The sequence below is a fragment of the Leclercia sp. UBA7405 genome, assembly GCF_037152215.1.
In the GTDB taxonomy this organism is placed as follows: Bacteria; Pseudomonadota; Gammaproteobacteria; order Enterobacterales; family Enterobacteriaceae; genus Enterobacter; species Enterobacter pneumoniae.
Window position 1 is genome coordinate 1,639,341 of record NZ_JBBCMR010000001.1, and the last position, 21,176, is coordinate 1,660,516.

General features: G+C 54.4%; 21 protein-coding genes and 1 pseudogene. 8 read left to right on the top strand and 14 right to left on the bottom strand.

All coding sequences use genetic code 11. The features are described 5' to 3' along the window. Positions 1 to 221 precede the first annotated feature (221 nt). Both ompC and WFN75_RS08020 read left to right on the top strand, forming a co-directional pair. Positions 222 to 1,331 (top strand): porin OmpC, encoded by a 1,110-nt coding sequence (gene ompC / locus WFN75_RS08015; RefSeq protein ID WP_212475780.1) that lies wholly within the window; start codon positions 222 to 224, stop codon positions 1,329 to 1,331. Between the two features lie 188 nt (positions 1,332 to 1,519). Further along, positions 1,520 to 1,732 (top strand): KTSC domain-containing protein, encoded by a 213-nt coding sequence (locus WFN75_RS08020; protein WP_336995988.1) that lies wholly within the window; start codon positions 1,520 to 1,522, stop codon positions 1,730 to 1,732. Positions 1,733 to 1,769: 37 nt separating this feature from the next. On the opposite strand, the gene WFN75_RS08025 is transcribed toward WFN75_RS08020, so the two are convergent. Next, positions 1,770 to 2,192 carry a GFA family protein gene (locus WFN75_RS08025; protein WP_046885239.1) on the bottom strand — a complete coding sequence of 141 codons (423 nt, stop codon included), beginning with the start codon at positions 2,190 to 2,192 and terminating at the stop codon, positions 1,770 to 1,772. Between the two features lie 531 nt (positions 2,193 to 2,723). On the opposite strand from WFN75_RS08025, the pseudogene WFN75_RS08030 reads away from it, so the two are divergent. Together WFN75_RS08030 and ttcA are read left to right on the top strand one after the other, a co-directional pair. Further along, positions 2,724 to 2,965 (top strand): annotated as a pseudogene (locus tag WFN75_RS08030) (hypothetical protein); the annotation flags it as partial. 11 nt (positions 2,966 to 2,976) lie between these two features. Further along, positions 2,977 to 3,912 carry a tRNA 2-thiocytidine(32) synthetase TtcA gene (ttcA, locus tag WFN75_RS08035; RefSeq protein WP_207291830.1) on the top strand — a complete coding sequence of 312 codons (936 nt, stop codon included), beginning with the start codon at positions 2,977 to 2,979 and terminating at the stop codon, positions 3,910 to 3,912. Between the two features lie 43 nt (positions 3,913 to 3,955). Here ttcA and dbpA read toward each other — a convergent pair whose 3' ends face one another. The 4 genes from dbpA to WFN75_RS08055 form a co-directional block, all read right to left on the bottom strand. Beyond that, positions 3,956 to 5,329, bottom strand: coding sequence for an ATP-dependent RNA helicase DbpA (gene dbpA, locus WFN75_RS08040; RefSeq protein WP_046885238.1), 1,374 nt, complete (start codon positions 5,327 to 5,329; stop codon positions 3,956 to 3,958). 28 nt (positions 5,330 to 5,357) lie between these two features. After that, positions 5,358 to 5,540 (bottom strand): proline-rich small protein YnaL, encoded by a 183-nt coding sequence (gene ynaL, locus WFN75_RS08045; protein ID WP_419394868.1) that lies wholly within the window; start codon positions 5,538 to 5,540, stop codon positions 5,358 to 5,360. A 274-nt stretch (positions 5,541 to 5,814) separates the two neighbouring features. Further along, positions 5,815 to 6,798 (bottom strand): zinc transporter ZntB, encoded by a 984-nt coding sequence (gene zntB, locus WFN75_RS08050; protein WP_040078480.1) that lies wholly within the window; start codon positions 6,796 to 6,798, stop codon positions 5,815 to 5,817. 122 nt (positions 6,799 to 6,920) lie between these two features. Next, a complete protein-coding gene (locus WFN75_RS08055; protein WP_336995989.1) occupies positions 6,921 to 8,063 on the bottom strand; it encodes a methyl-accepting chemotaxis protein in 1,143 nt (380 codons plus the stop codon). Between the two features lie 778 nt (positions 8,064 to 8,841). Here WFN75_RS08055 and WFN75_RS08060 point away from each other — a divergent pair. Next, on the top strand, positions 8,842 to 10,074 hold the full coding sequence (locus WFN75_RS08060) for a GGDEF domain-containing protein (protein ID WP_212475775.1): 1,233 nt from the start codon (positions 8,842 to 8,844) through the stop codon (positions 10,072 to 10,074). 74 nt (positions 10,075 to 10,148) lie between these two features. Here the strand turns inward: WFN75_RS08060 and WFN75_RS08065 are convergent, their stop codons facing one another. Further along, positions 10,149 to 11,765 (bottom strand): peptide ABC transporter substrate-binding protein, encoded by a 1,617-nt coding sequence (locus WFN75_RS08065; RefSeq protein WP_336995990.1) that lies wholly within the window; start codon positions 11,763 to 11,765, stop codon positions 10,149 to 10,151. Positions 11,766 to 11,950: 185 nt separating this feature from the next. On the opposite strand from WFN75_RS08065, the gene mpaA reads away from it, so the two are divergent. Continuing rightward, positions 11,951 to 12,664, top strand: coding sequence for a murein tripeptide amidase MpaA (gene mpaA / locus WFN75_RS08070; protein ID WP_336995991.1), 714 nt, complete (start codon positions 11,951 to 11,953; stop codon positions 12,662 to 12,664). Here mpaA and ycjG read toward each other — a convergent pair. Next, positions 12,655 to 13,620, bottom strand: coding sequence for an L-Ala-D/L-Glu epimerase (gene ycjG / locus WFN75_RS08075; RefSeq protein WP_336995992.1), 966 nt, complete (start codon positions 13,618 to 13,620; stop codon positions 12,655 to 12,657). The genes mpaA and ycjG overlap by 10 nt on opposite strands. Positions 13,621 to 13,725: 105 nt before the next feature. Between ycjG and tpx the strand changes: the two genes are divergently transcribed. After that, complete coding sequence (tpx, locus tag WFN75_RS08080; RefSeq protein WP_040075395.1) at positions 13,726 to 14,232, top strand: thiol peroxidase; 507 nt, start codon at positions 13,726 to 13,728, stop codon at positions 14,230 to 14,232. A 44-nt stretch (positions 14,233 to 14,276) separates the two neighbouring features. Here the strand turns inward: tpx and tyrR are convergent, their stop codons facing one another. The 7 genes from tyrR to pspA form a co-directional block, all read right to left on the bottom strand. Next, positions 14,277 to 15,818, bottom strand: a complete 1,542-nt coding sequence (tyrR, locus tag WFN75_RS08085; protein ID WP_336995993.1) for a transcriptional regulator TyrR — start codon at positions 15,816 to 15,818, stop codon at positions 14,277 to 14,279. A 112-nt stretch (positions 15,819 to 15,930) separates the two neighbouring features. Beyond that, a complete protein-coding gene (locus WFN75_RS08090) occupies positions 15,931 to 16,986 on the bottom strand; it encodes a YcjF family protein (RefSeq protein WP_046885231.1) in 1,056 nt (351 codons plus the stop codon). Beyond that, the gene (locus tag WFN75_RS08095) at positions 16,983 to 18,380 is read right to left on the bottom strand and encodes a YcjX family protein (RefSeq protein ID WP_336995994.1); all 1,398 of its coding nucleotides are present in this window, start codon (positions 18,378 to 18,380) and stop codon (positions 16,983 to 16,985) included. The genes WFN75_RS08090 and WFN75_RS08095 overlap by 4 nt, the downstream gene beginning before the upstream one ends. Positions 18,381 to 18,488: 108 nt before the next feature. Continuing rightward, positions 18,489 to 18,707, bottom strand: coding sequence for a phage shock protein PspD (gene pspD, locus WFN75_RS08100; protein WP_040075390.1), 219 nt, complete (start codon positions 18,705 to 18,707; stop codon positions 18,489 to 18,491). 14 nt (positions 18,708 to 18,721) lie between these two features. Continuing rightward, positions 18,722 to 19,081 (bottom strand): envelope stress response membrane protein PspC, encoded by a 360-nt coding sequence (pspC, locus tag WFN75_RS08105; protein ID WP_040075388.1) that lies wholly within the window; start codon positions 19,079 to 19,081, stop codon positions 18,722 to 18,724. Further along, entirely contained in the window at positions 19,081 to 19,305 is a 225-nt protein-coding gene (pspB, locus tag WFN75_RS08110; RefSeq protein WP_040075387.1) for an envelope stress response membrane protein PspB, read from the bottom strand. Before pspB ends, pspC begins: the two co-directional genes overlap by 1 nt. Positions 19,306 to 19,362: 57 nt before the next feature. After that, positions 19,363 to 20,031, bottom strand: a complete 669-nt coding sequence (gene pspA, locus WFN75_RS08115) for a phage shock protein PspA (RefSeq protein ID WP_336995995.1) — start codon at positions 20,029 to 20,031, stop codon at positions 19,363 to 19,365. A gap of 151 nt (positions 20,032 to 20,182) precedes the next feature. Between pspA and pspF the strand changes: the two genes are divergently transcribed. Further along, entirely contained in the window at positions 20,183 to 21,172 is a 990-nt protein-coding gene (gene pspF / locus WFN75_RS08120) for a phage shock protein operon transcriptional activator (RefSeq protein ID WP_336995996.1), read from the top strand. Positions 21,173 to 21,176 lie beyond the last annotated feature (4 nt).

Sequence of the window (21,176 nt, forward strand, 5' to 3'; positions counted from 1 at the left end):
GTTAACGGAACAGGTATAATTCCTATTTCACATAGTTCCACTTAAATATATTCATGTAACTTATCATTATTTCCCCTGCATTATATCCTTGAGATTTTACTTACATAGTAACAATTATACCTTGTGACTCCGCAAGCGAGTGAATTAGCATGAGACACCTTTCCAGCCGGGAAGGTTCAGCACGTATTAAATAATAAAATATAGCTTGAGGATCCGTCATCATGAAAAGAAAAGTTTTGGCTTCGATCATTCCTGTCCTTTTAATGGCTAGCACAGCTCATGCGGCAGAAATATATAACAAAGATGGCAACAAATTAGATCTCTACGGCAAGGTTGATGGCCTGCACTATTTCTCTGACGATAAAGGGGCTGACGGCGATCAAACTTATATCCGTCTGGGCTTTAAAGGCGAAACCCAGATTAACGATCTGATGACTGGCTACGGCCAGTGGGAATATAACGTCCAGGCCAATAATACCGAAGGGTCTGAAAATCAGTCCTGGACGCGTCTGGCCTTTGCGGGCCTCAAGTTCGGCCAGTACGGCACTTTTGATTACGGTCGTAACTATGGCGTGCTGTACGACGTCGAGGCCTGGACCGATATGCTGCCAGAGTTCGGTGGCGACAGCTATTCCAAAGCAGATAATTTCATGACCAACCGTGCCAATGGCGTGGCGACTTATCGCAATGCGGATCTGTTTGGCCTGGTTGAAGGCCTGAACGTAGCGCTGCAGTATCAGGGTAACAACGAAGATGAGGGCAACGGGAACGAAGGCACCAATAACGGTCGCGACATTCGTCATGAAAACGGGGACGGCTTCGGTATCTCCTCTACCTACGATTTCGGGATGGGTATCAGCGCCGGCGCGGCCTACACCACCTCTGACCGTACCAACGCGCAGATCAACCGTACTACGGCGGGCGGTGACAAAGCGGATGCCTGGACCGCCGGCCTGAAATACGACGCCAACAACATTTACCTGGCGACCATGTACTCTGAAACCCGTAACATGACCCCGTATGGCAAATTTGAGGACGCGGTCGCCAATAAAACCCAGAACGTCGAAGTCACTGCCCAGTATCAGTTCGATTTCGGTCTGCGTCCGGTCGTCTCTTATCTGCAGTCAAAAGGGAAAGATTTGGGTCACGGCTGGGGCGACCAGGATCTGGTGAAATATGCTGAAGTGGGTGCGGTTTACTACTTCAACAAAAATATGTCTACCTACGTTGATTATAAAATCAACCTGCTGGATGAAGACAACGCTTTCTATGCCGCCAATGGCATAGGTACCGACGATATCGTCGCCACCGGTCTGGTTTATCAGTTCTGATAACAGCCGCCCGCGTATCCTCGCGGGCGACTATTTTATACCAGCCCATCAGTTTTGCTTATTTCACACCCACAGTTCATAACCTTATATTTAGGCTTTACACGCAACCACTCATTTTAGTTGCGCCAACCGGGGGAATTGAGCCAGGATTACTATCACCTCTGCCTCGAAGTAAAGGGGACCTTGCTATGAATCATCACGCCGTCAAATCTTCACGCATCGCGTCTATTGCTTACGATACATTTAGCGAAACGCTGGAGATTCGTTTTATCGATCGCAGCGCGTACAGTTATCAGCGTGTGCCGGTACGTATTTATAACGACTTTTTGAGCGTCGTCTCGAAAGGTCGCTTCTATGATGGCGTCGTAAAAGGGAAGTTTAAAGAGACGAAGCTTCGGTGAACGCACCTCCGCTGTGCGTCTGCCCTTAACCTCCAGGCTAATCCGCCAGCCTGCGGACCGGGCGATAGGTGAGTATTCCCGCCAGCCCGCCGCCGCCGTCGTTCGGATGTACGGTCCCTTCCGACACCTCCACTTCCGGGAAGTCGAACGGCGAAACATACTCAATGCAGGCCACGTTCACGCCATATTGATCGGGCCTGGAACGACGCTGATGGAAGGTGTAGATGCCGCATACTGAACAAAAATAGTGCGCCGCCGTCCGCGTGTTAAATCGGTACTCTGTCAGTTTATCTTTGCCTTTCAACACCGTCACGCCCGACAGCGGTGCTGAGACCACTACCGCGCCGCGCATACGGCAAAAGGAGCAGTTACAGCGGCGGATGGTGTTAAACCCATCCGACAGCTCAACCGTAAATTGCACCGCGCCGCAGTGGCACTGCGCTGACACTTTATTTGCCATAGGATCCCCCTCGTTGAAACTCTGCTAAAAATGCGCACCCTGTTATGACAGGCCCCACCGGTACGGGTTAAGTGTAAGACGCGCTGGCGATTACTGCCCGCCTGCAGGGCATGACGTAACGCCTTCTTGTACTTTGGCTGGGCAAGGCATTGCCGCTCAGGTGCTTAATTTGTCGTAATTAATGGGCTTGGGGGCTAATGTGTGAGGTTATACGTAAGGAAAGTCCTAATCACCAGGCCATACGCTTGTTGTTGGTGGCCAGGCTGCCAGGCTATTGATGACTCTGATGCGGAGAATGCCAACTCCGGGGAAACATCAATAAAAAGAGCGTTAAGACTGAGACTCCTGTAGCCCTCCTTGTGGGGGCTTTTTTTTATCATGGTGCCCCTTAAAGCGCGTTTTTTAGCGCACCGCGATCACGTATTTTTACCCGCCAGACGTGATAGAAAATAGAGGCGATGCACGCTCTTTACCCTTTATGCGTTCCTGAAGCGTTTACAAATTTTGCTGCGCAGGAAGCAAGAGTGACGTTCTGCGCTAAAACATGCTGGCATTCGTCGCCGCAATCCGTACCATACACGGCACACTTTCGCATGCTGGTGATGACCAGCAGGCGCTAACCCGTCTTTTATTGTTAATCGGATGGGGCACATTCATGCGCAGAGGGTGTACGAAATCTTTGCTTTCTTGAAGATGAGAGCAATAGCGAACAGGCGGTAATGCTGAAGACCAGACCGGCGCTTTACCCCACTGGTGCCCCATTTGATATCTGAGTAACTTTTAAATGCAACAGAATCAAGATATTAGTAAAAAAGAACAGTACAACCTGAACAAGCTGCAAAAGCGTCTGCGTCGTAACGTCGGCGAAGCCATTGCGGATTACAACATGATTGAAGAAGGCGACCGCATCATGGTCTGCCTGTCAGGTGGTAAAGACAGTTATACCCTGCTGGAGATCCTGCGAAACCTCCAGCAGAGCGCCCCGGTCAATTTCTCGCTGATTGCGGTCAACCTTGATCAGAAACAGCCGGGCTTCCCGGAGCATATCCTGCCGGAATATCTGGACCAGCAGGGTGTGGAGTATAAGATTGTTGAAGAGAATACCTACGGCATTGTGAAAGAGAAGATCCCGGAAGGCAAAACCACCTGCTCGCTCTGCTCTCGCCTGCGCCGCGGTATTCTCTACCGTACTGCCACCGAGCTGGGTTGCACCAAGATTGCCCTCGGCCATCACCGCGACGACATCCTGCAAACCCTGTTCCTGAATATGTTCTACGGTGGCAAGATGAAAGGCATGCCGCCAAAATTGATGAGCGATGACGGGAAGCACATAGTGATCCGTCCACTGGCCTACTGCCGCGAGAAAGATATCGAGCGCTTTGCCGAGGCTAAAGCCTTCCCGATTATTCCATGTAACCTCTGCGGCTCGCAGCCTAATCTGCAACGCCAGGTGATTGCCGACATGCTGCGTGACTGGGACAAACGTTATCCAGGTCGCATAGAAACCATGTTCAGCGCCATGCAGAACGTAGTGCCATCGCACCTTAGCGATATCAACCTGTTTGACTTCAAAGGTATTAAGCACGGTTCAGAAGTGGTGAACGGCGGCGATCTGGCCTTTGACCGCGAAGATATTCCGATGCAGCCGGCGGGATGGCAGCCGGAAGAAGATGACGCACAGCTGGATGAGATGCGCCTGAACGTCATTGAAGTGAAATAAAAACAACGCGTCTCAGACAAGCGCTGAGACGCGATTTCCCCGCCTATTTCAGCAGGCGAACGCGGCAGGTTTTGCCTTTAATCTTTCCGTTTTGCAGCTGTTTCCAGGCTTTCTGCGCTACCGACTGACGTACTGCCACATAAACGTGAGCGGGATGGACAACAATTTTCCCGATATCGGCACCCTCCAGCCCAATGTCACCGGTTAACGCCCCCAGCACATCACCCGGACGCATCTTGGCTTTTTTCCCGCCATCAATGCACAGGGTGGCCATCTCCGCCGCCAGCGGCGTAATACTGACATTCGCCGGGGCTGTGACCCAGTTCAGTTTGATTTGCAGCATCTCCGCCAGGATGTTGGCGCGCTGCGCCTCTTCCGGCGCGCAGAAGCTGATGGCTAACCCGCTGTTCCCTGCACGCGCAGTACGTCCGATACGGTGGACATGGACTTCGGGATCCCATGCGAGCTCGTAGTTCACCACGAGCTCCAGGGATTTGATGTCCAGGCCACGGGCCGCCACATCCGTCGCCACCAGCACGCGCGCGCTGCCGTTGGCAAAACGCACCAGAGTCTGGTCACGATCGCGTTGTTCTAAATCTCCATGCAGGGAGAGCGCGCTTTGGCCCGCCGCGGTCAGGGCGTCACACACCGACTGGCAATCTTTTTTAGTATTACAAAACACCACGCAGGAGGCGGGTTTGTGAATGCTTAGCAGCTTCTGGAGCAGCGGGATTTTGCCCTGCTGCGTGGTATCAAAGAACTGCTGTTCGATCGCGGGTAACGCATCCACAGTGTCGATCTCGATCGCCAGTGGATTTTGCTGCACCCGGCCACTGATCGCCGCAATGGCTTGTGGCCAGGTCGCCGAAAAGAGAAGGGTTTGTTTAGAGGCAGGGGCAAAACGGATCACTTCGTCGATGGCCTCGCTAAATCCCATGTCCAGCATGCGGTCGGCTTCATCAAGCACCAATGTTTGCAGGGCCTCCAGCGACACCGTCCCTTTTTGCAGGTGATCCAACAGACGGCCCGGCGTGGCAACGATAATGTGCGGCGCATGCTGCAAGGAGTCGCGCTGGGCGCCGAACGGCTGACCGCCGCAGAGGGTTAAAATTTTGGTGTTAGGCAAGAAACGCGCCAGACGGCGCAGTTCGCCAGCCACCTGATCCGCCAGCTCCCGGGTCGGGCAAAGTACCAGCGACTGCGTCTGGAAGAGCGAGGCATCAATGTGCTGTAACAGGCCAAGACCGAATGCAGCCGTTTTACCACTGCCGGTTTGCGCCTGCACGCGTACATCGCGTCCCTCAAGGATCGCCGGAAGCGCGGCAGCTTGTACAGGAGTCATCGTCAGGTAGCCCAACTCGTTGAGATTATCGAGTTGGGCGGCAGGCAGTACGTTCAGTGTAGAAAAGGCGGTCACAATTATTCTCGCGTTAAAAAAGTCACAGTCAGCAGGCGCGTATCCTCGCAGATCTGCCCTTACGATGCGACATTTTAATCGGAACTTCATCAGGGGGTGGATCCGGCATCGGTTGCGGACGCGGAATAGGTTCGGGCACAGGTATCGGGTCGGTAGGCACCGGGTCCGATTGTTGTGGCTGCCAGAGCAGCAGTGTTAACAGACAGGTCATTTTACCCTCCGGGCATTGGGAGTGACTCTTTTAGGGTAGACGCTGCTGTACGACAGGCAAAAAAAAGCCGACTAATTTAGTCGGCGTCGTACGAATCAATTGTGCTATGCAGTAATTCAAAAAAGGAAGTAAGACAATATGGAGCGCAACGCCCATCGCTTGACGTTGCATTCACCTGCGAAACGAATAGTGCACCTTTACGACAGGCAGTTTCTTGACCTCGCTCAAGTAAAATGGCGTTTTAAGCTTTTCACAACCTGAGAAATGCGTAAATTTACAGCCATTTACTGCGATGCAACCACCATGCAACACCGCCGATTAAAACCACTAACATGATGCAAAACACTGAAAAACCGAAGCGGTATGCCCCTCCGGGAATGCCGCCCAGATTGACGCCAAACAGGCCGGTTAAAAAGGTACTGGGTAAAAAGACCATCGCCATCAGCGACATCGTGTAGGTGCGCCGGGATAGCGACTCCTGCATCACCTGCGCAATCTCATCGGACATCACCGCGGTTCGCGCGATGCAGGCGTCAATCTCATCCAGCCCGCGGCCAAGACGGTCAGCGATATCCTGCATCCGCCGGCGCTGATCGTCATTCATCCAGCTCAGGCGCTCACTCGCCAGCCGTGCATAGACATCGCGCTGCGGAGCCATATAGCGCCGCATCACAATCAGTTGTTTGCGCAGGAGCGCGAGGAAACCGCGCGGGGGAATTTGCTGATCGAGCAGATTGTCTTCCAGATCGATAATTTTATCGTGCAGCTCTTCAATAAACTCGCTGGCGTGCTCGGTCAGGGCATCGCAGACATCCACCAGCCAGCCACCACAATCTTCCGGCCCGGTCCCCTCTTTCAGATCATTAATGACATCGTCCAGCGCCAGTACCTTGCGCTGACGCGTCGAGACAATGAGCCGCTCATCCATATACACGCGCATCGCTACCAGCTGATCGGGACGTTCATCGGTGCTGCCATTAATACACCGCAGGGTGATCAGGGTACCCTCACCCATTCGCGTAACGCGCGGGCGCAGACTTTCCCCAGCCAGCGCATCGCGCACATAGTTGGGGAGTAATGGGGTCGATGCCAGCCAGTCAGCACTCTCAGGTTGCGTGTAGTTCAGGTGAAGCCAGCAAGGGTGTTCACGATCGATGATATCGTCGTTTTCCAGCGGCCTTGCTGCCCCCTTTCCGTCAAGTATCCACGCAAATACCGCGTCAGGAACGTTAACTTCAGATCCTTTAATGCCTTCCACAGCGCCTCCGCCTTTCATCTATCTTGTTGTCAGTCTAGCCACCCTGGCATGTTAAGCAACAATTTACATGGGCATCGCGCTGAATTTGCTCATAAAAAAGCCTGGCGAACCAGGCTTTATCTTTAGTAAGAGTGCCCCATTCGTGAGGCTAATCGTCGCCCATCCATGCCATACTTTTCCGTATTCTCTTGCTCGAGACGGAAGTTACGCGTGCGGGCCTGCAGCTCAATCACCTGATTTTTTAATACCGCAGAGGAGCCAGAGAGTTCATCGACCATCGCCACGTTGCTCTGGGTCACGTTCTCCAGGTCGCTCAGCGCGAGGGTGATTTGCGCAATGCCCATCTCCTGTTCGCTGGTGGAGTTCGAAATCTCATTCATTAGCTGGCTCACCTGACCCGAGCCGCTCACGATATCGCGCATGTTCTTTTCTGCCTCCGACACCACCATCGCCCCCTGGTTGACGTTATGGCTGGTCACGTCGATGAGCGATTTAATGTTTTTGGCCGCTTCCGCACTGCGATGGGCCAGGCTACGTACCTCACCCGCCACGACCGAGAAGCCTTTACCGTGGTCGCCGGCGCGTGCGGCCTCTACGGCCGCGTTCAAGGCCAAAATATTGGTCTGGAAAGCGATACCGTCAATCATGGAGATAATTTCGGTCATCTGCTGAGCGCATTCGGTTATCGAATTCATATTATTCGCCACCTGCCCCATCAACTCGCCCCCCTTTTTCGCTTGCTGTGTGGCGGCATTTGCCCGCTCGCTGGCCAGACGGGTGTTGTCTGCCGTGTTACGTGTGGTGGCGGCCATCTGCTCCATACTGGCCGCCGTTTCTACCAGTGAGGCCGACTGCTGCTCTGTTTTGGCCGACAGCGCCGCGCTGCGTGCCGCCAGCTGATCCGACAGGCTCATCGCCGTTTGTGAAGAGGCACGAATTTCACTTACCAGCGTCGCGATATTGCCGGATAGCGTGTTAATGCCCGGGATTAATCGCCCGGCGCAATTATTACCGAACTCGGGAATGATTACGCCCAGTTTGCCCGCGGTAACTTCTTCAATACTTTTTTTCACAGTATTGATCGGCTTCACAAGAAATTGTGTCAAATAGGTGAATAACAGTAAAAAAGCGACGATGAAGAAAATGTTCAACGCGATCAGTAGAGTGAATTTACCGGGAGACACTGCAACCAGGAAATTGGATATTAAAAAGACGCCCACGAGATAAACAAGAACAAATGTTCTTACGCTAATGTTTTTAAGCATAATAGAGTCCGCAATCGATATTTTTGTCGATATTGAGTTTATAGCACCCGCCTTTTTATTTTTCATCTCAAATTTGAGGTCTTGTTGCCTTTGGTGGTCATACCAGTTAATTTGCGTTAGATAAGGATATAATCTGCCATTAATAAATACAGACCAGCAAAAACTCCATAAAGCATGCGCCCTATATACTATATCGTTATTTTTTAACAACGTAGTTTTTTATTGCGCGACGTCTCACTGATGAAAAGAATCAGGGCTGATTAAACCTAATTTAGTCACGCTTAAGTATTATCGAGACGGCGTGTTTCTTCAATACTGCTACAAATAATGATAAAGATTTTTCGCTGAATACCGATAACGTATAGACCCAGAAATAATATTCTGGCCGAATGGTCAATTATTTGCCAGACTGTTTCGACTTCTGCATGCCAGAGATGCAATAATTTATAAAACAGTGTTTTTATTCCGGTTCTCATCCACCACCCCGTTCTATCCTGACTCCCTGCTAATCATCTCGATGATTGGCGTCCCTAAGCGGACCCAACGTTTTACCGCGAACGCGCGTTTGTTGATTAATTACGTGGCGATTGAGACCCGGTTTTCAGCTCCGATCGTGGCAACAGAAAAACGTTAGTCGTCAGTAAAATAAATAAGAATCATGCGCGGGTCTCACAAAAAAATCATGCCTGATGGTATGAAGTAGAGTATGTTGCAAAGAAACCCGTGCGTGTCGTTTCCGTTATGGTCCAGGCTGCGTGCCGATAAATGGGACTTAATTATGTCGCTACCTGAGTTTGATGCGCTTAATATTCTTAAAACGCCCGTCTGGTTGATCTCCGCGGAAACAGAAACCCTGCTTTTTGCCAATACGGTGGCGAAAGCGTTTATGCAGGGGGCAACGTTCGACGCGCTGCGTAAGGGGAATTACTGCGCCCATGCGCAAACGTCGCTGGCCATGTATGTTCCAGATTTAAAAGCGCAGCAGGAGATTGTTGAGGTCTGGACTATCCTGCATCGCGACGAACAAATCACCCTGAGCTGCCGGCTGTCGCTGACCTCCTTTGCCCCTTATGGCGAAGTGATTGTCTTCGAAGGTCTGCCTCCCCAGCCTGCGACGGGGCTTAAAGCCACCCGCTCGGCCACCTATCAGCGCAAAAAACAGGGTTTTTACGCCCGCTTTTTCCTCACTAACAGCGCGCCGATGCTGCTGATCGATCCGGCCCGTGACGGCCAGATCGTAGATGCCAACGTCGCGGCCCTCAATTTCTACGGCTATAACCATGACGAGATGTGCAGCAAACACACCTGGGAGATCAACACCCTTGGCCGGAACATCTTGCCAGTCATGAACGAAATCGCCCGCTTGCCCGGCGGACATAAGCCGCTGAATTTTGTCCATCGCCTCGCAAACGGGACCACCCGCCACGTACAGACCTACGCCGGGCCAATTGAAATCTATGGCGATAAGTTGATGCTGTGCATCATTCACGATATTACCGAGCAAAAAAGGCTGGAGCAGGAACTTGAGCACGCCGCCCTTCGCGATTCACTCACGGGGCTGCTGAACCGCCGTCAGTTCTATAGTCTGACCGACAAAACGACCGCCGCTCAGCTGCCGCTCCAGCAGGAGTTCAGCCTGCTGCTGGTTGACACCGATCACTTCAAAGATATTAATGATATGTTCGGCCATCAAAAGGGGGATGAGGTATTGATTGCCCTTGCAAGGATGCTGGAGAGTTGTTGCCGCAAAGACGATTACGTCTTCCGCTGGGGGGGCGAAGAGTTTGTCCTGCTGCTCCCCCGCACTTCACTGGAAGCGGCTTTACAACTGGCAGAAACTCTTCGCGTCGCTATTGCTCACATCGCCCTTCCCGGCCTGCCGCGCTTTACTGTCAGTATTGGTGTCGCACGTCACAACCCGGACGAGAATATAGATGAACTTTTCAAACGGGTGGATGATGCGCTCTACCGCGCAAAAAACGATGGGCGTAACAAGGTGCTGGCCGCCTGAAGGGGTAGCCCGGTTCCACGCCCCCCTTTCTGATTAGGCGCGGTTGCCTGACCTTCACAGGCAACCGCTACGCATCAGTGTTTCTCAATATACATCGTGCGGCTGTAGGCCACGTCTTCCGGGTTATTGATTGGGTAGCCCTTCACCCAGGGCTTGATCAAGCGGCCATTGGTGTATTGATAAATCGGGGCCACTGGGGCTTTTTCGGCCAGAATTTTCTCTGCGGCGTTGTAATCCGCATTCCGCGCCTGCACGGTAGTCTCCATCGAGGCCTGGTTGATCACTTTGTCATACGCCGGGTCGTTGAAGCGTGAAATATTCCCCGTGTGGGTGGAGGTCAACAGCGAGAGGAAAGTCGACGGCTCGTTATAATCCCCTACCCACGAGGCGCGGATCACATCGAAGTTGCCGGTGTTACGACTGTCGATGTAGGTTTTCCACTCCTGGTTTTGCAGCTTCACATCCACGCCGAGGTTCTTCTTCCACATCGACGCCACCGCGATGGCGATTTTCTGGTGGTTTTCAGAGGTGTTGTACAGCAGCGTCAGCTTCAAGGGGCGCTGAGGATTATAGCCTGCCGCCTGAAGCAGGGTTTTCGCCTGGGCGTTAAGCTCCTCTTGCGACATCTGCTCAAACGGCGACGGCTCCGGAGTAAAGCCCGCCGTCACATCCGGGGTGAAGTGCCAGGCCGGTTTTTCGCCCGTACCCAGGACTTTCTCGGCCATAATGCGTCGGTCAATGGTCATGCTCAGCGCCAGACGCACCCGGGCATCGGCGGTCGGCCCTTTCTGGGTATTAAAGGCGTAGTAATAGGTACCTAGCTGAGGGGGCGTATAGACCTGCCCTGGAATATCTTTCAGTAACTTTTGATAGAGGTTTTTCGGGAAAGATTCTGTAATGTCGATATCGTTCGCCAGGTAGCGTTTGGTGGCGGAAGACTCCTGATTGATCGGCACAAAGGTCACCTTCTTCAGTACCGTTTTGCCATTGTCCCAGTAATGCGTATTGGGCTCGACCACCAGCTTCTCGTTCACCACCCGATCTTTCAGCACGAACGCGCCGTTTCCTACCAGCGCACCAGGGCGGGTCCACTCTTTACCGCTTTCGACGTTGGCTTTTTGTACCGGATAGAAGGCGAAACTGGCGGTAAGGTTAGCAAACCACGGCAAGGGTTTATCCAGTTGCACGCGCAGGGTGTGGTTATCTACCGCCGTTACGCCGAGCTTGTCTGGCGTGGCTTTCCCGTCAATGATTGCCTGAGCGTTGGTCACGCCCGCCAGCGCAGCAAACCACGCAAAAGGCGACGTGGTTTTCGGATCAACCAGACGCTGCCAGCTGTAAACAAAATCTTGTGCCGTGACCGGGGTACCGTCTGACCACCGGGCATTATCGCGCAGAGTGAAGGTCCAGACCCGGTTGTCATTGCTCTGCCAGCGGGTAGCAACACCCGGTACCAGCTCGCCTTTCTCGTTCTGGTTTACCAGTCCTTCAAACAGATCGCGTATAACCTGAATTTCAGGCAGCCCCACGGCTTTGGCGGGATCGAGTGATGCGGGTTCATCTTTAATATGGCGAACCAGCTCCTGTCTCGGCGCCAGCTGCGTGCCGGAAGGAATATCCGCCGCAAAGGACCAGGATGACAGGCCGCACAGCAACAGGGCAGAAGTAAGCAGCGAAACAGGATGCTTCATGAGATCCTCTCTGGAATAGTGGCTAACAAGCAGATGGCTAATTATTTGTTTCGGAACAGTGAAATGCAAATAACTTACGCCGGAAACATGATATGCGCCAGTTTTCCCGGGCTGGCGAAACTATTTGATTAAGCGGATGTTTTGCACAACACTGCCAGTAAGCACCATTATCATCAGGATCCCCTATGACCCTTACTCGCCCCCGAACAGAACGTGGTGCTTTTCCTCCCGGCACCGAACATTATGGTCGCTCACTGCTTGGCGCGCCGCTTATCTGGTTTCCCGCGCCCAATGCCGATCGTGAAAGTGGCCTTATCATCGCCGGCACCCATGGCGATGAAAATTCCTCGATTGTCACCCTCTCCTGCGCGCTACGCACTCTGGCGCCCGAACAGCGTCGGCATCACGTGGTGTTGACGGTTAATCCGGATGGGTGTCAGTTGGGGCTGCGCGCCAACGCGCGCGGGGTGGATTTAAATCGCAACTTCCCGGCAGCAAACTGGCGCGCAGGCGAGACGGTTTATCGCTGGAACAGCGCGGCAGAAGAGCGGGATGTGGTGCTGCTAACCGGCGAAAAGCCCGGTTCAGAGCCCGAAACCCAGGGGTTGTGCAAGTTGATTCACAAGCTGCACCCGGCATGGGTGGTCTCGTTTCACGATCCGCTCGCCTGTATAGAGGACCCCGGCCATACGGCGCTGGGACGCTGGCTGGCAGAGGCTTTCTCCCTGCCACTGGTCACCAGCGTCGGCTATGAAACGCCAGGCTCGTTTGGTAGCTGGTGTGCGGACCTGGGTCTGCACTGCATCACCGCAGAGTTACCCCCCATCTCTTCTGACGAAGCCAGCGAGAAGTATCTGAAAGCGATGGTGGGCCTGCTGCGCTGGGAAGCTCAAAGATAGAGGGTACCGGCGCGAAATTGCAGGGCGGGTGAGACATCAACCGCCAGCCACGTGGGGCCATCCAGGTCGGCGAAGCTGACCTCTGGCACCAGCGGCAGCGCGGCGCCGATGGCTCTGGAGGTGCAGAGCATGCAGCCCAGCATCAGGGCGAACCCCTGCTCCTGCGCCTCATTAGCTAACGCCAGCGCCTCGGTCAGCCCACCCGTTTTATCGAGTTTTATATTGACCATCTCATAGCGCCCTTTTAGCTCACTCAGGCTTGCGCGCGTGTGGCAGCTCTCATCGGCACAAATGGGCAGCGGATGAATAAAGTTCGCCAGCGCCGCATCTTCCCCCGCGGGGAGAGGCTGTTCAAGCATCGCCACTCCGAGGTCTGCCAACAGCTGGCAGCGCGCCGCCAGCCCTTCAACGTGCCAGGATTCATTAGCATCGACAATCAGCGTAGCCTCTGGCGCTGCCGCACGGATCGCAATCATCCGTTCGCTTATCAGGCGATCGTCCAGTTTGACCTTCAGCAATCTTGCTCCGGCCGCGCTGAGCGCCTGGGCGCTGGCGGCCATCTGCTCAGGCTCGCCAATGACCACTGTCTGAGCCGTTATGAGGCTTTGGGGGAGCGTGGCACCCGCCAGATGCGCCAGGGGCATCTCCTGCTGACGGGCGGCAAGATCCCAGAGTGCGCAGTCCACGGCATTACGAGCCGCCCCGGGGGGCAGCGCAGCCTGCAGCGCTTCGCGCGTCATACCCTGCTCGATTTCTTGCCCCAGGGCCATAATTTGCGCCATTACAGAGGCTGGCGTTTCGCCGTAGCGCGGATAAGGCGTACACTCCCCCACACCTTTAATGCCCTCCTCCTCGATTTCAACGACCACGACGCAGGCTTCGCTGCGGGCACCCCGGGAGATGACAAAGGGTGAATGCAGAGGCCAGGCTTCTTCGTAAACCTTGAGGGTTTTCATCACTCGCTCCTGTAATGCGACTTATCGTAAATAGGGTTTGCCGTGTTATTCGCTGTTGTCATACACTAGCGGCGACGTTAACTATATGTAAACAGGAAGATATCCATGTCACAACTCGTTCATTTCCAGGGCAACCCGGTTGCTGTTGCTGGTGCCATTCCGCAGGCGGGTAGCAAGGCACAGGCTTTTACTCTCGTAGCAAAAGACCTGTCCGACGTCGCGTTGAGCCAGTTTGCTGGCAAACGTAAAGTCCTGAACATTTTCCCAAGCATCGACACTGGCGTGTGTGCCGCATCAGTGCGTAAATTCAACCAACTGGCCACTGAAATGGACAACACCGTGGTGCTGTGCATTTCCGCCGATCTGCCGTTTGCCCAGTCTCGCTTCTGCGGCGCAGAAGGTCTGAGCAACGTCATCACCTTGTCTACGCTGCGTAACGCAGATTTCCTGCAGAACTATGGCGTGGGCATTGCCGAAGGCGCGCTGAAAGGCCTGGCCGCGCGTGCTGTTCTGGTCATTGATGAAAACGACAATGTCGTCTTCAGTCAGCTGGTGGATGAAATTACCACCGAGCCAGATTACACGGCTGCGCTGGAAAGCCTGAAAGCCTAAGCGCTACGGCAAAATAAGAAAGCCTCCGCAAGGAGGCTTTTTTGTTACTCGTCACCTTTTTTCTGGCTCAGTCCATACTCGCGCAGCTTATTGGCGATTGCTGTATGCGACACGCCCAGACGCTTCGCCAGCTTACGGGTGCTGGGGTAATCGCGATAAAGCTGGGTGAGTACCGAGCGTTCAAAACGGCTGGTGATATCATCCAGCGAACCTTCCATCGCCTCTTCACCCACTGACACCGTACCGGCGTCATAGTCCGGCAGCAGAATGTCCTGTGGGCGGAGCTCATAACCTTCCAGCTGACTGAGGGCCCGGTAGATCGCGTTTTTTAACTGCCGCACATTGCCCGGCCAGCCGTAGCGCGTCAGCACGTTACTCAGATCGGCCGAGAATTTAGGACGCGGAATGCCTTGCTCATCGGCAAAGCGAGCGACAAAGAGTTCCGTTAACGGCATGATGTCCTGCGGGCAATCACGCAGCGGTGGAATATTCAGGGTCAGCACGTTCAGACGATAATAGAGATCTTCCCGGAACAGCCCTTTTTGTACCAGCTCCACCAGGTTTTTTTGGGTCGCGCAGATGACGCGCACATCCACGTGAACCTCGTGATCTTCCCCCACCCGGCGGAACGTACCGTCATTAAGGAAGCGTAGCAGTTTGGCCTGCATGCGCGGCGACATTTCGCCAATCTCATCCAGCAGGACCGAGCCGCCGTTGGCCTGCTCGAAGAATCCTTTTATCCCCTCCGGCGCGTGGCCGAACAGCTCGCTCTCGACCGCATCTTCCGGAATCGAAGCGCAGTTAAGCGCAAGATAGGGCTTTGCCGCGCGCGGGCTGGCCAGGTGGACAGCATGCGCCAGCAGATCTTTACCGGTGCCGGTATCGCCGGTGATCAGCAGTGGCGCGGTGAGGTTTGCCAGCTTACGGGCCTGGTCAACGACGTGACGCATTTTCGTGCTGACAGCGATGATCTGATTGAACGCACTCATATCCTGGCTGCTGAGGTCCTGCAGCTGACGTCCCATTCGCACCGTAGAGCGCAGCATAATCACCGCCCCGGTTAGCACGCTGACGTCATTTTCACCCTTCAGATAAAACGGTGTAATCTCCATCAGGAAGTTTTGCCCGTGGATCACCACGTGTTCGCTGTGGGTGGACTGCGGGTTGCTCTCCAGCCAGCGTTGGAAATTAAAACCGGGGATCAGCTGGGGCGCTGTATGGTTACGCAATTTGTCTGCGTCAAGACCGAAAAGCTGACAGCCTGCCTGGTTGGCACGCTCGATTTTGCTTTTCATATCAAGGGATAAAAACGGTTCCGGCATCGCCTGCAACAGGGCGTTCAGCGCCAGATGTTCGCGTTCGGAAGGCATCCACGGCACCGTGCGCACATCCGTAACGCCAGCGATACGGCGAATTTCAGCCATCAAACTGCTGAATGTATCGAATTCGATTTCGGCGAAATTGAGGTAAATCTTCCCGATGGGATCGATCTCAATGCCGCGCAGATCAATGCTACGCAAAACAAGGAGATCAAGTAACTCGCGAGTCAGGCCGAGACGGTCCTTACAAAAAACTTCCAGACGCATGGGAAAATCACTCTATAAGCCAGTAACCTACAAATGATAAGCCAGATATCGCTATTCAGGAAGATGGCTGTCAACAAATATTGACAGCCTGCGGAAATAACACGCAGTGCGCCTATGACTGCGGCTTTTTATTCAACGTCTCTTTCAACTGGCCGATCAATTCGCGGCGGAAATCACCGAGCCGGGGTTTATCCCCCTCGATCCACGGCAGCGGACGGCAGAGTTCCATGGCTTTGATCCCCAGACGTGCGGTCAGTAAACCAGCCCCGATACCCTGGGCGGCGCGGGTCGAGAGACGCGCGGCCAGATCCTGAGACATCCAGTCCATACCCACCTCACGTACCAGTTCAGTGGCGCCGGCAAACGCGATGTTGAGCAGTACCAGGCGAAACAGTCGCAGCCGACTGTAGTACCCCAGCTCAATGCCGTAGAGCGTGGCGATGCGGTTGATCAGCCGTAAATTACGCCAGGCAATAAAGGCCATATCCACCAGCGCCAGCGGACTGACGGCAATCATCAGCGTGGACTCAGCGGCCGAGCGGCTGATTTCACGTCGCGCCTGCGAGTCAAGTACCGGCTGTACCAGGTGTGCGTACAGTGAAACCACTTCCCGGTCATTCTGCGTTTCGTGAATCGCGGCGTACCAGCGCTGCAACGCCGGATGAGAGTGATCCAGCCCCGCCTGTTGCGCTAATTTTTCACAGAATGCACGCCCTTTGCCCGTGGCATGGCTGTGTAGCAAATCGCGGGCTTCGTCGCGCTCGTGCGCACGCTGACGCAGGCGCCAGAGTCGACGCCATTCGGTGGCCAGCGATCCGACCCCTGCGCCAATAATCAGGGCGCCCGCCGCGCAACCTCCCAGTGCCACCCAGTCTTGCGTCTGCCAGGCGTGCATCGTCCACTGAACGCCCTGGCCCACCACGCTTATACCAAACAGCGCCAGCCCGGCGGTGACCATTTTGCGCCACAGGCTGCGTTTAGGCCGCAGGGCCTGCTCCACAACCGCTTCCGCCTGGCCCTCTTCCTCAGCAAGCAGCGTTTCTGTTAACGCCGGTGCGAAGTTGTCCGCCTGGGGGCCGTTAAAGGTCTGCGCAGCGCGAAACGCTTCGGTGCGGTCCGGCTCCAGCGGTCCGGAGAAATCAATACGGGGTTTGAGCGGTTCCGTCATCGCAATTTATCTCCAATTAAAAACTCCAGTGCAGCATCCAGGCGTATATGCGGTAGCGGTTGATCGACATTCATCGTCTGAGGAAGGAATGCTTCAAACTGAAAACCCTGATTTTGCCAGAACGCCTGGCCTGGCAAGCGAGCGGGCACCTCCCCGGGATAGACCGTAAGCGGTTCGCCATCGCTCAGACGATGCCCGCGCAGCGCCGGGATTTTCTCACCGTTTACGTCAATCAGCCCACTCTGCGTAGCCTGAACCGACGCTAGCCCCAGGCAATCCATGCTGATCCCCTCGAAGGCGGCGTTCTGCCAGGCATCCTGCACCAGCTGTTGCAGGAGTGAGACCATATTGGCGTGCTGATCTACCGTCACGTGATCGGCTTTGGTGGCGGCAAACAGCAGCTTATCAATGACCGGGGAGAACAAGCGCCGAAACAGCGTTCGCTGGCCGTAGTGGAAACTCTGCATGAGCTGGGTGAGCGCCAGACGCATATCGTTGAAAGCTTGCGGGCCGCTGTTGAGGGGTTGCAGGCAATCAACCAACACGATCTGGCGGTCGAAGCGCAAAAAGTGGTTGGTGTAAAAGCCCTTGACCACTTTGTCACAATAATAGTTAAACCGCTCGCGCAGCATGCCGGCGTTGGTCTGTTTATCGGCCTGCGCCAGCTTAGATTCGCCGTAGGTCTCCACATCCGGCCAGGGGAAGAACTGCAGCGCGGGGGCACCCGCCATATCCCCCGGTAGCACGAAGCGGCCCGGCTGGATAAAGTGCAGCCCCTCTTTTTTGCACTGATGCAGATAGTCGGTCCAGGCTTCGGCGATGGCGGCCAGGCGGTTTTCATCAGCCGGTGCCAGCGGATCCAGCCCTTCACAAAGGCTGCGCCATTTGGCTGACCACTCGGCCCTGTGACCCTGTAACAAACCGGTCATCTGCCGGGACCAGCTCAGATAATCCTGCGTCAACATGGGCAGGTCCAGCAGCCATTCGCCGGGGTAATCCACGATTTCCAGATAGAGCGTAGACGTCTCTTTGAAGTGGCGCAGTAGTGAGTCATTGGAGCGAAAACGAAGCGCCAGGCGGATTTCGCTAACCCCACGGGTCGGCGTCGGCCAGGTAGGAGGCGTACCGTACAACTGCGCCAGCCCTTCATCATAGGTAAAACGGGGGATACCGAAATCGCGCTGGGGTACGCGTTTTACGCCTAACAGACGCTCTTCGCGCACGGCGCTCAGAAGCGGCAGACGCGCCCCCGCATGAAGATTGAGCAGTTGGTTGACCATCGCCGTGATAAAGGCGGTCTTGCCGCTGCGGCTCAGTCCAGTGACCGCCAGGCGCAAATGCCGGTCAACCCCGCGGTTGACCAACGAGTTGAGTTCATTTTTAAATCGCTTCATCGCCATCCTGTATCGTCTGAAGGAATTATTGTTCTTAAATATATGACATGGGGTTAACAAGAAGGGAATAAAAGCCCCGAAGGGCAATGGCACATCATCGATGTGCCGTTATTTCAGTTTGCCGGAAAGGCGAGTCGCCAGTTTTTTCAGTAAGGGTTCGAGGGCCACCGCCAGCAACAGTCGGACGGGTTTACGTGCGACCGACTTGATCGCCCAGCCCGCAACCCCTGCCGGGCCGTAGCGCAATGCGGTGAGTAGTACCAGCTTCCCTGCGATTTTGAGGCCTGGTTTAACACTCTGCCCGGCCTTGTGCCAGCGTTGATTCATCTCTGTTCTCTCAGTTATAGCTGACGAAAACGGCTTCGCAGCGTAAAGGTATCGGAGGTGACATACCGTTCCATTTCGCGCAGGCGCTGTTCGCCTGACGCCAGTTCGGCATCCACCGCATCCAGTAATTCAGAACTGGTGGGGACGTTTTCCCCCTCCATCGCTCCCTCCGGCATCGGATCCAGCACGAAGGACAAAATGATATAGGCCACTAACGTAATAAAGGCCAGGCCAAAGAAGATGGAGAGCACAGTCACGACGCGCACCAGCTTAACCGGGACATCCAGGTAATGCGCAAGACCCGCACACACCCCACGAACCATCCCCTGCTGAGGAATACGCCACAATTTTTTATTCAGATTCAATCCGGCCATTAACGATCCCTCCACTGTGGATGTTCCGCATCCAGGATGGCTTCCAGCGCCTGGATACGCTCACGCATTTTTTTCGCATCGAGGGTTAGCTGACTCAGTCGCTGCTGCTCGCTTTGGGATAATTCGCTACGCGAAGAGCGATTGCTGTAGTGAAGCCACAGCCAAATCGGCAAAACAAACAGCACGAAAATGGTCAGTGGAATGGCAAGAAAAAGCGCGCTCATGTCTACTCCTTGTCTTACGATGAGTGGCGGTGCCGCCTGTGGGCACCGCTAACGTTATTATTGGTTATCGACTTTCATTTTGGCTTTCAGCGCAGCCAGCTGCTCACTGATTTCATCATCCGCTTTCAGTTCTGCAAACTCTTGATCCAGGGACTTCTGTTTGCCAAAGCTGTGGCTTTCGGCCTCGGCTTCCATTTGATCAATGCGACGTTCGAATGATTCAAAGCGCGCCATCGCTTCATCCAGTTTTCCGCTGTCGAGTTGACGACGCACATCGCGGGAAGAGTTTGCCGCCTGATGACGCAGGGCCAGCGCCTGTTGACGAGCACGGGTTTCGCTCAGCTTGTTCTCCAGCTCAGCGATCTCTTTTTTCATGCGCACCAGGGTTTCATCAACCAGGGTCACTTCATGCTCAAGCGTCGCGACGATATCGGTCAGCTTCTGTTTTTCGATCAGTGCGGAGCGGGCCAGATCGTCTTTCTCTTTACGCAACGCCAGCTCGGCCTTCTCTTGCCACTCGCTCTGCTGTGTGGTCGCTTGCTCAATGCGGCGAGTTAACTGTTTCTTTTCTGCCAGCGCACGCGCAGAGGTGGAGCGCACTTCTACCAGCGTGTCTTCCATCTCCTGAATCATCAGACGCACCAGCTTTTGCGGATCTTCCGCTTTTTCGAGCAGTGAGTTGATGTTGGCGTTCACGATGTCGGCAAAACGAGAAAAAATACCCATAATTCAATCCTCACAATGTAGTTATCGGGCGATGCCCTGCTGAATCACTAATACAAATAGCGTGCCAGTTTTATATCTTATTGATTTTCAACATTGTGATTGCTTTTTGGTCAGTTACACCCTACTCTCGCTTAGTGAATCACACCACTAAATGGTTAATTTCATCATGGCTGAATTTAAAGACACGCTGTTGGGAGAAGCCAACAGTTTTCTCGAGGTACTTGAGCAGGTCTCGCGGCTGGCCCCTCTCAATAAACCGGTACTGATTATTGGCGAACGCGGGACCGGTAAAGAGCTGATTGCCAACCGCCTGCATTACCTTTCCGGGCGCTGGGATGGCCCTTTTATCTCGCTGAACTGCGCCGCGTTGAATGAGAACTTACTTGATACAGAACTGTTTGGGCATGAGGCTGGCGCCTTTACCGGTGCGCAAAAACGCCACCCCGGCCGCTTTGAACGTGCCGATGGTGGCACCCTGTTTCTTGACGAACTGGCTACTGCGCCGATGCTGGTGCAGGAGAAACTGTTGCGCGTGATTGAATATGGCGAGCTGGAGCGTGTGGGTGGTAGCCAGCCCTTGCAGGTAAACGTGCGACTGGTTTGCGCCACAAACGCCGACCTGCCGGAGATGGTGGCACAAGAAAAATTCCGCGCCGACCTGCTGGACAGGCTGGCGTTTGATGTCGTGCTACTCCCGCCGCTGCGCGAACGACGCAGCGATATCATGCTGATGGCCGATCAGTTTGCCATCCAGATGTGTCGCGAGCTTGGCCTGCCCCTCTTTCCCGGCTTCAGCGAGCGCGCCCGCGAAACCCTGATGGGATACCGCTGGCCAGGCAACATTCGTGAGCTGAAAAACGTGGTGGAACGTTCGGTTTACCGCCACGGCACCAGCGAGACCGAACTGGACGATATCATTCTCGATCCCTTCTTACGTACGCAGCGGCACGAGAAGGAGCCCGTTCAGCCCAGCGATTACGCTCTGCCACTTGATTTACGCCAGTTTCAGCTTGATCAGGAAAAGCAACTGCTTGAGCAGAGCCTGAACGAGGCAAAATATAACCAGAAACGCGCCGCTGAACTGCTGGGCCTGACCTACCATCAATTAAGGGCATTGCTCAAAAAGCATCAAATGCGCTGACATT